At 68.7% G+C, this 12,283-nt stretch carries 8 protein-coding genes; 6 read left to right on the top strand and 2 right to left on the bottom strand.

What is annotated here, in order from left to right:
- Window positions 1-159 precede the first annotated feature (159 nt).
- Window positions 160-990, top strand: a complete 831-nt coding sequence (locus tag NS1_RS09315) for a PAC2 family protein (RefSeq protein ID WP_235569430.1) — start codon at window positions 160-162, stop codon at window positions 988-990.
- A 349-nt stretch (window positions 991-1,339) separates the two neighbouring features.
- Here NS1_RS09315 and NS1_RS09310 read toward each other — a convergent pair whose 3' ends face one another.
- Entirely contained in the window at window positions 1,340-1,645 is a 306-nt protein-coding gene (locus NS1_RS09310) for a hypothetical protein (RefSeq protein ID WP_056809962.1), read from the bottom strand.
- A 348-nt stretch (window positions 1,646-1,993) separates the two neighbouring features.
- On the opposite strand from NS1_RS09310, the gene NS1_RS09305 reads away from it, so the two are divergent.
- The 4 genes from NS1_RS09305 (at window position 1,994) to NS1_RS09290 (ending at window position 10,505) form a co-directional block, all read left to right on the top strand.
- The gene (locus NS1_RS09305) at window positions 1,994-3,133 is read left to right on the top strand and encodes an NsdA family TPR-like regulatory protein (RefSeq protein WP_062983552.1); all 1,140 of its coding nucleotides are present in this window, start codon (window positions 1,994-1,996) and stop codon (window positions 3,131-3,133) included.
- A 132-nt stretch (window positions 3,134-3,265) separates the two neighbouring features.
- Window positions 3,266-4,771, top strand: a complete 1,506-nt coding sequence (locus NS1_RS09300) for a TIGR02677 family protein (RefSeq protein ID WP_056815298.1) — start codon at window positions 3,266-3,268, stop codon at window positions 4,769-4,771.
- Window positions 4,768-6,147, top strand: a complete 1,380-nt coding sequence (locus tag NS1_RS09295) for a TIGR02678 family protein (RefSeq protein ID WP_062983346.1) — start codon at window positions 4,768-4,770, stop codon at window positions 6,145-6,147. Before NS1_RS09300 ends, NS1_RS09295 begins: the two co-directional genes overlap by 4 nt.
- A gap of 2 nt (window positions 6,148-6,149) precedes the next feature.
- Entirely contained in the window at window positions 6,150-10,505 is a 4,356-nt protein-coding gene (locus tag NS1_RS09290; protein WP_062983344.1) for an SbcC/MukB-like Walker B domain-containing protein, read from the top strand.
- Between the two features lie 22 nt (window positions 10,506-10,527).
- On the opposite strand, the gene NS1_RS09285 is transcribed toward NS1_RS09290, so the two are convergent.
- Window positions 10,528-11,508, bottom strand: a complete 981-nt coding sequence (locus tag NS1_RS09285; RefSeq protein ID WP_062983341.1) for a helix-turn-helix transcriptional regulator — start codon at window positions 11,506-11,508, stop codon at window positions 10,528-10,530.
- 63 nt (window positions 11,509-11,571) lie between these two features.
- Here NS1_RS09285 and NS1_RS09280 point away from each other — a divergent pair, with 63 nt between their 5' ends.
- On the top strand, window positions 11,572-12,000 hold the full coding sequence (locus NS1_RS09280; RefSeq protein WP_062983339.1) for a RidA family protein: 429 nt from the start codon (window positions 11,572-11,574) through the stop codon (window positions 11,998-12,000).
- The last annotated feature ends 283 nt before the right edge of the window (window positions 12,001-12,283 follow it).

The following is a 12,283-nucleotide window of genomic DNA, read 5'->3' as shown; positions in this document are numbered from 1 at the left end:
GACCACTGTGGGTGAATCAAGTGGCCTGCGCCACTGTCCGCGGCGGAAACACGCAACACCGTCGGTCACCGCAAAACAATTCGCACGAGACACTAGGCTGACCGGGTGGATGCCAGTGAGACCCCCGAGACGGAACTGCCGACGTTGCGCAATCCCGTCATGGTTGCCGCCTTCGAGGGCTGGAACGACGCCGGCGATGCCGCCAGTGGCGCCATCGAGCATCTGGAGTTGATCTGGGATGCCGAGCCGCTGGCCGAGCTCGATTCCGAGGACTACTACGACTACCAGGTGAACCGGCCCACGGTCCGCCAGGTCGACGGCGTGACCAGGGAGATCCAGTGGCCCTCGACGATGCTGTCGGTGTGTTCCCCGCCCGGCAGCGACCGTGACGTGGTGCTGCTGCGCGGCATCGAACCGAATATGAAATGGCGCAGTTTCTGCGACGACCTGCTCGAGTTCATCGAGCAACTGGGTGTGGAGACCGTGGTCATCCTCGGCGCGCTGCTGGCCGATACCCCGCATACCCGGCCGGTGCCGGTGACCGGTTCGGCCTACAGTCCCGAGGCCGCCGAGCGGTTCAGTCTGGAACAGACCAGGTACGAGGGCCCGACCGGGATCACCGGTGTGTTGCAGGACCAGTGTGTGAAGGCCGGTGTGCCCGCGGTGTCGTTCTGGGCCGCGGTCCCGCACTACGTGTCGCAACCGCCGAACCCGAAGGCGACCATCGCGCTGCTGCATCGGGTCGAAGACGTCCTCGATATCGAGGTCCCGCTCGGCGAACTGCCGAAACAGGCCGAGGAGTGGGAAGCCGCGGTCAACGAGATGACCCTCGGCGACGAGGAGATCAGCGAGTACGTGCGCTCGCTCGAGGAGCGCGGCGACGCGGCGATCGACCTCAACGAGACCATGTCCAAGATCGACGGCGACGCCATCGCGGCGGAATTCGAGAAATACCTGCGCAGGCGCGGTCCGGGTAGCTTCGGCCTCTAGTCCCCGTACACCGGGATTTCGCCGGGCCCGCTGTTGTTCGTGATGGTCGGCCGTACCGAGGCCGCTGCCCGAATGGCCTACCTACCAGTGGAATCGGTGGTCGAGTATCCCCACGGCATCGAAATCCTCATTCCGGGCGGGCATTTCACCCTGACACCGCCTCGATAACGGCACCCGGCTCATAGCGGCGACACTCCCCGATCGACATCGACTGCGATATCGATCGGGTGCATGCCGCGACGGCAGCGCGGCGGATCGCCGAGGTGTCGGTTCTGCTTGCCGGGCATCTCGGCAGGCCTGCCCGGCCGCTACCGAGATGGCGGATCGGCGCATGCGTCGGATCCCATGGCTAACGCTCCAGGGTCAGTACCTGAGCGGCCGCCTCGTGCGCCAGCTTCGCGATCAGCAGGTCACGCGGAATCGTCTGGCCCGCAAGGTGATCGAGTGACGGCACCACCACGTGGTGGGCGTCGGCCCGCTTCAGTTCCTGGGTGAGTTCGGCGAACGCCGCACCGTCACCCGCGGGTGCTTCGTGGAACGTCGCGGCGAAACACATGCCCGCGGTGCGCGCGAGGCTGCGTAGCGCATCCTCCAATTGGTCGCTCTGGCCATCGGCCAAATCGTCCCGCAAGTATCCATAGATCAACGCTTCCACCCGAACCTCCGTTGGATTGGGATCGCTGTTCTGTTGTCGGACCTGTTGTTTACCGGTCCCCCCGCGTCGCGCGGTGCGCCACGCGGGGGTACTGCGTTGCCCTGCAAGCTCTCCTGCAAAGCGGGAACCCGGTTGTCATGCCGAGCACCTGCTTACATCATGAACACTCGCGGCCCCCGGCAGCAGATGTCAATCCGATGACATCTACATGCCCTATCCGGGACGCCGAACGTTAACTGGTGGAATACTACCGCCGTGACCGCAACTGATGATCGACCCGTATGGGCTGTTCGGATGCGCTCGGAACGTGACGCGAGGGGGTGGTCGCAAGGCGATGCCGTTCGCGCGATGCGTGCCAAGTCCTCCCACAACCTGCCGACGGACAGTACCTTGCTGCGCAACTGGCGCCGCTGGGAATCCGGGGAATCGCGACCTGACGAGTTCTACGCGCCGATCATCGCGGCCGCGTTCGACACCGTCCCCGCCGCGTTCTTCCCGAAGTCCCGTCCCAACCGCGATGACGAGCTGTTATCGGCAACCGGTATGGACACTTTGGAGTTCATCGGACGACTCAGGATGTCCGACGTCAACAGCGCCACACTGGACGCGGTGCGGATCACCGCCGAACGGTTGTGCTGTGAATACGCCTATGCCGACCCACATGCGCTGCACACCGAGGGGACCGCGTGGCTGCGCCGGATCACCTCGCTGCTCGACGGCAGACTGACGCTGAGCCAGCATCGAGAGATCCTCGTGCTGGCGGGCTGGGTGGCGTTGCTGGTCGGTTGCGTCGACTACGACCTCGGCCGCAGAGGCGGCGCCGAAGCCACCCGCCGGGCCGCCGATTCCCTCGGTCGGGAAGCGGGCAATCCGGAGATCGTCGGGTGGGCCGCGGAGATGTCAGCGTGGTTCGCGTTGACACAGGGCAACTTTCGTGGCGCGATCGATGTCTCGGAGAAGGCGATGGCCGGTACCACGTCGTCGAGTGTCGGGGTGCAGTTGGCCGCGCAGCGCGCCAAGGGCTGGGCTCGACTCGGTGACCGTCGCGCGATGCAGACCGCGCTCGACGAGGGCAAGGCGATTCTGTCGCGGATGGGTCACCCGGCCGATCTCGACAACCACTTCGTCGTCGACGCCACCAAATTCGACTTCTACGCGATGGACTGCTGCCGAGTGGCCGGCCAGGATCGACTGGCCGAACGCTACGCCCGGCAGGTGATCAGCGATTCGACCCGACCGGACGGTTCGGTCCGCAATCCCATGCGGGTCTCCGAGGCTCGGCTGACCCTGGCTGTCGTCGCGGTGCGCGACCGCGATCTCGAGCGCGCGGTCGAGGAGGGCGTCGCGGCGTTCTCCGCGGGTCGCAAGTCGCTGCCGTCGCTGGCGTGGATCGCGGGCGAGGCGGCCAGGGAGATCATCGAACGCTACCCAGGAGATCAGCGCACCCAATCGTTCCTCGAGCAGCTGCGATCGCTCAATGTCGGATGAGCTCGCCGGGCGATGCCACGCCGATCGGAGACGGGTCCGGCGGAGCACGGGAAGGCCACCACTAACCTGTCTACGGTGACCGACTCCGCCGACGGCCTGCCCAGCGCCGTACCCGCCCTGTGGGACGAACGTCTGCGGTTGTTCTCGTTCGCGACCGCCGAGAAGCGCGCCGACTACCTGCGGGTGCTGCGTGCCTTCGACAGCGCTCGTGCCGCCTACGTGGTGTTGTTGCACGCCGACGACGTCGCGGAGTGGATTTCCCGGGTCGAGGCGGGCGGCCGGGTCGAGGCGGCCGCGGGTGTCCCACTGCCCGCGGTCGAGATCGGCCCCCTGCTCGAGCAGTTGCATCGCTGGGGTGTGCTCGAACGCAGCTACGACGGCACCCGGGCGGCGACGCTGGCCGAGTACCGCAACCGGCACTACGTCTACCAGTTCGCGCAGGCCGGTTTCCAGGCCTACCGAGCGGTGGCCGGGGTGCTCGCGGCCCGCATGGAGGACGCGTCGCTGTCGCGGCTCGTGCTCCCCGAGTTGCTCGCCGACCTGCGCACGCTCGCCGCCGCCAACCGCGACGGCGATGCCGAGCGGGTCTACACCACCCTGCGCAGGCTCGACGCCGCGCTCACCGACATGGCCGCGCGGGCCGCGCATTTCTACCTGTCACTGGGCGATCTGGTACGCACGACCGAGATCACCCCGGAATCCTTTCTCGCGCACAAGGACGCGTTGCTGGCGCACATGCGGGAGTTCAGCATGGATCTGGCCCGGTTCGCGCCGCGGCTGGCCGCGGCGATCGGCGAGGTCGAGGAGACCGGAGTCGAGCAGTTGATCGGTCGCGCGGCCGGGTGTGACGAGCGGGTGTTGCTGAGCCTGGCCGAGCGCGAAGCGGATTGGCGTTCGCGGTGGGACGGGTTGCGCACCTGGTTCGTCGCCGCGGGCACCGAGTCGTCGGAAACGTGTGAGGCCGACCGGCTGCGCGAGGCGACGATGAGCGCGATCGCGGCGGTGCTGTCGCTGTTGCGCCGGGTCACCGAGACCCGCCGCGGCGGCATCAGTCGGGAATCGGCGTTGCGGCACCTGGCCGAATGGTTCGTCGCCACTCCCACCGCGGGCGGCGCGCACGCGCTCTACGATGCGGTGTTCGGGCTCGGCAAACCGCGCCATCTGTCGCTGGAACATCCCGATGCGGAGCTGATCCCGACCAGCCGTTCCTGGTGGGAAGCACCGCCGTTGGAGATCTCGCGAACCCTCGCCGAGACCGGGCGCGCACCCACCGCGGGCGCCCCCGCCCGGATCGCGCGCAACGACGCGGGCGTGCGGCGGCTGCGCGAGGCCCAACTGGCGGCGCAGCGGGACCGGGCCGCGGCCGCCGCCTCGCTGTCGAAGGGCAATGTGCACGAGCGGGTGCTCGATCAGCGTGAGACGGAGGTGCTCTTGCGCCTGCTCGACGCGGCTTCCACCGCCTGGGTGCCGGTGAGCGGAAACGTCGACGGCACCACAGGTTCCGACAACGGTGTGACGTTGACGGTGCGGCCGTGCGACGGGTCGACGGTGATCCGCACCGCGGTGGGGCTGCTGCATCTGAACAATCGCCGCCTCGAGGTGCGCAGCGGTTCGGCGCGACGGGGGGTCGCGCGATGAAGCGGCAACGGATCGACGCGCTGGCACTGGACAGCTATCAGCGGGCGGCGCGGGTGATGCTGGCCAATCACCTGGTCACCCGTGTATACCCGGATCGGATCGCGTTGCCGTTGATCCGCCGCTGGGCGACCGAACTCCGCGAGGACCTGGCCGAATTGTTCGGCTACCGGCTGGAAGTCACCGAGACCACGGCCCGGCTCTACCCGGTCCACGATCGGCTCGACGACGCCCGGCCCGCTCGCAGCGTCAACGACCGCGTCTTCGACCGCCGCCGCTATGCCTACCTGTCGTTGGCGCTGGCCGCCCTCGGCCGGGCGGGCGACCAGATCACCCTCTCGGAATTGGCCGAGCACGTCGCCGATTACGCGAGCCGGATCGAAGGCCTCGACCTGTCGACCGAGCGGGCCGCCGATCGCGATGCCTTCGTCGACGCCGTCGGCTGGCTCGGCGCACGTGGCGCGCTGACGTTGGCCGACGGCGACGCGGGGGGCTGGGCCAGCGACCCGGAGGCGGGCGAGGCGCTCTACGACATCGACCGACCGGTGGTGTTCGCCCTGTTCCGGCCGCCGCGAGCACTCCAACACCTGCACAGCGTGCGCGGTTTGCTGGCCGATGACGCCGACCAGGCATCGCCCGATCAGGCCCGCCGGGTTCGCCGGGCACTGGTCGAGCGCCCGGTCGTCTATCTCGACGAACTGTCGGACGCCGAGCGGGCGCTGCTGGGCCAGGACCGGCTGGTCGGCGAGGTCGAATACTGCACCGGCCTGCGGGCCGAACGCCGGGCCGAGGGTGTGGCGTTGATCGACACCTCGGGTCGACTGTCCGATACCCGCTTCCCCGGCACCGGCACCCTGGCACAGGTGGCGCTGCTGCTGATCGGTGAGATCGCCGACGCGGTTCTCGACATCGACAACCCGGTCGCCCGCCGTCCCGGCGCGCTCACCCCTGATGACGCGTTGCTCGAGCAACTCGATGCGTCCATCCCCACCGCGGGCGTGTTCGCTCCGCTCGCCGACGATATCGATATAACAACTGCCGCAACAGATTTCGACGACGAGGTGACCGATTCCCCCGAACCGGTCACCTATCCCTTCCTGGACGACGCCTGGGTGCGCGCCACGATCATCGCGCTCACCGATCGCTACGGCGCGACCTTCGCCGCGCAATGGCAGGCCGATGTCGGCGGGCTCACCACCGAGGTGCTCGCGCTGCTCGCCAAGCTGCGGCTGATCCGGCCGGTCGACGACGGGCTGCTGGTGTTGCCCGCACTGGCCAGATATCGGGGTGCGGTGGTCACCGTACGAGTGCGCAAGGCCGAGGAATTGTTCGTCACCGCCGCCGATACCGACGGCAGCACCGGAGAGGCAGGGGTCTGAGCATGTCACTCATTCACGGCGGAGTGCGGTTCGTCCCGACCCGGGCGGGCATCGTCAATCTGTGGGACTACCGCGACCAGGAGTTCAGTTTCGCCGACGGCCGTCTGGTGCTGCGCGGACCCAACGGTTCCGGTAAGACCAAGGCGCTGGAGGTGCTGTTCCCGTTCGTGCTGGACGGGCGGATCGAACCGCGCAGGCTGAACCCGTTCGCCGGTGAAGAACGCACGATGAAGTCGAATCTGCTGTACCGCAAGCAGGAATCGGCCTACTCGTATGTGTGGATGGAGTTCGCGCGCGGCAGCTGGGACGATCCCGAAACCGTCACCGTCGGCATCGGCATGCGTGCCACCCGCTCCTCGGACAAGGTGACCCGCTGGTACTTCGTCGCCGACGGCCGCGCCGGGGTGGACTTCTCCCTCATCGGCCCCGACGACCGTCCGCTCACCCGTAAACAACTGGCCGAGCAGATCGGCAGCGACGCCATCGTCGACCGTCCCGTCGAGTACCGCGCGGCGATCGACGCGCGAATGTTCGGGCTCGGCGTGCAGCGCTACGACCAGCTGATCAACCTGATCCTCACCCTACGAAGGCCCCAGCTCGCCAAGAACCTCGACCCGCGTGGGCTCTCCCAGGCCCTCACCGACGGCCTTCGCCCCCTCGACGAGCAGTTGATCCTCGACGCCGCTCGCTCGTTCAGCGATATGGAAGAGGTCGGCCGGACCCTCGACGGCCTCGTCCAGGCCGACACTGCCACCCGCCGTTTCGTCGACGTGTACCGCAAATACCTCGCGGTGCAGGCGAAAACCGATGTCGACCAGCTCCGTACCCGCCTCGATGCCGTCACCAACGCCTCCACCGCGCTCTTCGCCGCGACGGCCCTGCGCACCCGTCGCGAAACCGACCGCACCGAAGCCGAGACCAGAGCCGAAAACGCCGATCACGCCTACGAGCAGGCCATCGCCGACCGCGAGAACCTCCAACGCTCCAGCGCCTACGAGGGCAAACAGCAACTCGACGACTTGGCCGACGCCGTCCGCCGCCTCGAAACCTCCGCCGCGGCCCACCGCGACAAGTCCGCCGAGGCCGCGCATACCCTGCAACGCCGCGCCGAAGAAGCCTCCCGGGCCACCGAAGCGGTGCGCACCGCGGCAGCCGCCCTCGTCCGCGGCGAAGACGCGGTCCGCGCCGCCGCCGAAGAGGCAGGAATCGAATGGACTCCGCCCAGCGCCGAAGGCCGCGGCGACCAGTTCACCGCGGCTGTCCGCGGCCACGCCGAAGAGCGCGACGCCGATGTCCGCGCCGTTCGAAAGGCACTGGGCAAGTGGGAAACCGCTGCCGCGGACCGCACCCGTTCCGAACGCCTCGCCGAACGCGCGATCGAACTGCGTGACTCCGCCGCCGCGGAAGTAGCCCACGCCGAAGCGGCAGTTACGCTGGCTCGCAGCGAATCCGCGACTGCCCTGCGCACCTGGTGGAACACCAACACCGAGATTTTCGCACCGGTCGCCGAACTCGAAGGTGTGCCCTCGGAAAGCGCTGGTAGCGGGCCGGTCGACGCCGTGGCCGACCGAGGTCGTGCCGCGGGCTTGTTCGAGGCGCTCGACACCGCCTTGGCCGGTGCGGGAGTGGCCGATATTCGCTCGGCATCAGAGGTTTTGGCCGAGCGATGCGAGCCGTTGCAGGAACAGATTCGCACCCGCCGCCAGGAGGCTCGGTCCCGCACGAGCGCTGCGGCCGCCCGCCGCGACGCACTGGCTGCCGAACGAACACAGATCGCCGCCCAGCGCGACGACGCTCCCCCACCGCACCCCACCAGAACCGTTGTCCGAGAAGGACTTCCGGGTGCTCCACTCTGGCAGCTGGTGCGCTTCGCTGACTCGGTGTCCCCGCAGGATGCGGCTGCTATCGAAGCGGCGCTGCAGTCCGGCGGTCTGCTCGACAGCTGGATTTGCGGCCCCACCCTGCCCGCCGACATCTACTCCGACCACTTCCTGCTCCCCTTGCCGGTCGACCAGCGTCCACTCGGCCGTACGCTCGCCGATGTCCTTGTCGTCGAAGAGGATTCCGCCGCGCTCACGGTTCCCACCGAGACTGTCGCCGCCGTGCTGGCCTCCATCGCTGTCCACGACGCCGACCCGGACCCGACGACGCGCGCCACGGCGACCCCCGGCGCAGCGTGCACCGGGGCCACGCTCACCGCGCTGACCACGGCCGACACCCCGCACGTCGTGGTCGGCCTCACCGGATCCTTCCGACAGGGCGTTCTCGTCGGCCACCACCACAAGCCCGAGGCCGAGTTCATCGGGACGACCGCGCGAGCCCGCAGGCGTGAGTCCCGGCTCGCCGAGATCGAGGCGGCGATCGAAGCCGCCGCAGCCGAGCACGACGCCGCGCGAGCCGAAGATGCTTCGGCCACTGCGCAATTGGCCGCGTTGTCGGCGGCTGCCAAGGCTCTGCCGCGCCCGTCGGCGGTGACCTCCGCCTTGCGTGCCGTAGCCGAAACCGCCGGTCTGATGCGTTCGCGGGTGGAGGCCGCGACGCAGGCCGAGCGCGAACTCGACCAGGCCGTCGCCGAAGTCGCGGCCCTGGACAAGAAGGTTCGCGCCGCCGCCGCGGCACACCGAACCCCCCGCGAGGCGCGCGAACTCGACGCACTGGCCGCCGCTATCCGGCATTTCGAGAACACCGGCACCGGACTGCTCCGCCTTCGCGCCGAACACGAGCGGGAACGTGAACGCGAACGCGAGGGCGCCGACCGGCACGACGAAGCGCGGGCACTGGCCGAGGCGTTCGCCGAAGAGGCCGAGGCGGCCCGGCTCGGCTATACCGAACAGCAACGCAAACTCGAAACGCTGCGAGAGGCGTTGGGCGCCGGCGCCGCCGACATCGACCGCGACCTCGAGCTGGCCCGTGGCGCCATCGAGGCCGCCAAGGCCGAACAGCGGGCCGCGCGCAAGGCCGCCAATGCCGCCATCGAGGCGGTCGGCGACGCCGAGGCCGCCTATCGCACCGCCAACGAAGCGCTCGCCACCGCGCTCACCGAGGTACTCGGCGAGGTGCGTTCGCTGGCCCCCTATGCCCGCCCCGACCTGCTGAGCCTGCTCGGCGCCTCGGTCGAACACCGTTGGCCCAGCAGCGATGCCGCCTGGTCCACCCCGGAACAGCTGCAGTACCGCATCGTCGCCGCGGGCCCGGAAACCGACCCGGTGGTGCTGCCCGATGAGGTGGCGGGCCTGTTCGCCGACCTCGACACCGCCACCAGCCAGGTGCGCGCCACCGAGGCCGGTCGCAAGTCCACGCGGTCCGCGGTGACCAGCGCACTCCAGGAATTCGACGCCGCGCTCACCGCATCCGGTCGCGACTACCGTCTGAACTGGGACGCCGCCGACGGGCTCACCGTCGTCGCCGTCCACGACGAGAACGGTCAGGCCGCCCTCGCCGACTTCGCCGCCCGCATCGACGCCGCCCGCCGTGACCAGGAACTACTGCTCACCGACGCCGAACGCCGCATCCTCGAAGACGCGCTGCTCACGGGCCTGGCCCAGCAGATTCACGAACGCACCACCGACGCTCGCGAACTCATCTCCCGCATGGGCGCGGAGATGAAGCAGCGGCGGATGTCGTCGGGCAACACCATCGGCGTGCACTGGATCCTCGCCGACGGCCTGTCGGAGTCCGCGCGCTCGATATGCAAACTCCTCGACCGCGACACCACCGCCCTCAGTTCGGAAGACCTCGGCTCGGTCCGCGCCCATTTCGCGGCCGAGATCCGCGCCGCCCGCACCGCGCACCCGGAACGCTCGTACCCCGAAATCCTCGCCGCCACCCTCGATTACCGCACCTGGCGAGTCTTCTCCTTCACCCTCATCTCCGGCGACGGCACCGAGGACAAACTCACCGTCGCCCGCCACAGCGCCCTCTCCGGCGGCGAACAGTCGGTCTCGCTGCACCTTCCCCTCTTCGCCGCCGCCCACGTGATGCTCGACTCGGCCGATCCGCAGGCTCCCCGCCTGCTGGCCCTCGACGAAGCCTTCGCCGGCGTCGACGACAACGGTCGCAGCGAATTGCTCAGCCTCAGCGTGCAATTCGACCTCGACCTGTTCATGACCGGTTACGACCTGTGGATCACCTACGCCCACGTCCCCGGCTGCGCGCATTACGACCTGGCTCATTCCACCGCCGAAAATACTGTCAGCGCGACACTTCTCGTCTGGGACAGCGGTGAGCTCCTCGCCGAACACGACGGCGGCGACCTCACCACGGCACTGGGCTCTCCCAACCGCCGTCGCGTTCCCAACACCATCGAGGGCGGGTTGACGCTGGAGGGCATGCCCGGCGAACCGGCACCAGTGGGCTGAACTCGCGGGTCTCTGCGGCCCATCAACTGCCGGATGACGTTTCGTAGCACGTGGCGAGTGCGGCGGCACGCTTGCGCAGGGAGTCGCGCAACCACGGTGGAGCCAGCACCTCCGCGTCCGCGGCGAGCTGCCACATCGCCCATTCGGCATGTCTGGAATCCTGGAAGGTGACCTCCAGCCGCAGCACGCCGTCGTCGTCCGTCTCCTCGCTGTGGACAGCCAGCGCGGTGCCGACCAGTTCCTCGCGCCGGACCGGGTTCACCCGAACCTGCACGGTGACCAGGTCGCCACCGGCACGAAATTGCGCGCTGCGTTGCTGCCAGGCCTGATCCAGATCGACCCGGTCCGATCGCTGTGCGGGTTCGTCGAGCTCCTCGGCGGCCACGATCCGCGACAGTCGGTAAGTACGGTCGGCGCCGGATCTCGTCGCGAGCAAATAGCCTTGGCCTCGGACGGTGACCAGGCCGATCGGGTCGACCGTGCGCCATGCGGCGGCATTGCCGACGGCCGCGTAGTCGATGCGCAGCTTGTGTCCGGCGAGCACCGCGCGCCTGACCTCGGTCACGATGGTGTCGGACAGGTCCTCGGTGTCCAGCCGCCGCGACAGAAGATCGGTCTCCGGGTCGATGAGCAATCGCTCGGCCGCGTCGCTCGCGATCTCCCGATAGTTCTCGGGCAGCGCGTCGACCACCTTGAGCATGGCCGACGCGAGCGCCGAGCCGAGCCCGAATGCCTGTGCGCCACGCCGTGATCCAGCGATCAGCAACGCCAGCGCCTCGTCGTGATTCAGCCCGGTGAGCTCGGTCCGGAACCCGGGCAACAACGCGAAACCACCGTGCCTGCCGCGTTCGGCGTAGACAGGCACGCCGGCGGTGGACAGCGCCTCGATGTCGCGCAGCACGGTGCGGGTGGACACCTCCAGCTCGCGCGCGAGGGTTTCGGCCGACAGCCGACCGTGGCGACGCAGCAGGAGCACCAGGGAGACCAACCGGTCAGCTCGCATGGGAAAAACTATGCCAGGAATACACGACACAGGATGTCGTGTATTCCTGGCAGGTTCATCGGCATGACGAACACCGAGCACGCACCCCGCCCGACCCACACCGTCGTCAACCCCGACGGCCTGCACGATCCGATTCCCTTCGGCTACAGCCATACCGCCGTCGTCCCCGCGGGAACGGAGCTGATTCTCGTCTCGGGTCAGTACGGCTCCCGACCCGACGGCGCGGTCGTCTCCCCGGACTTCACCGACCAGGTCGACCAGACCTTCCGCAACATCGCCACCGCCCTGGCCGCCCACGGCCTCGACCTCGGCCACGTCGTCCAGCTTCGGACCTATGTCGTGAATCACGACGTCAGCAAACTCGGCCCCATCGCCGCCGCTGTCCAGGCGAACTGGGGCACGACCCCACCCACTCAGACCCTCATCGGCGTCGCGAGCCTCGCCACTCCCGATGTGCTGTTCGAGGTCGAAGCCCTCGCCGCCCGCCCCTGATCCGGCGCGGGTGCCGTAGCGCAGTGAGCGCGTGACACCTGCGGTCAGGAGCCGCCTCGTAGGCACGCGACCGCCTACGAGGCGCGGGTGACCGGTCGAGCCCGCTCGAGGACATCGTGGGTCTGGGCGAGCAAGTCGAGCAGGTCGAGATCCTCGGTCCGGTCGAAGGCCGCGGCCACCGCTTCCATGGCGGGCCCGTTGCCGAGCCACCCGACCAGTTCGTCGTACGCGACTCCAGTAGGAGTTGGCCAGAATCACCCTTGCCGAGTGTGCGGCAGACGAC

The sequence above is a fragment of the Nocardia salmonicida NBRC 13393 genome, from assembly GCF_001613085.1.
Taxonomy (GTDB): Bacteria; Actinomycetota; Actinomycetes; order Mycobacteriales; family Mycobacteriaceae; genus Nocardia; species Nocardia salmonicida.
This window is presented reverse-complemented; position numbering and strand designations above follow the sequence as displayed.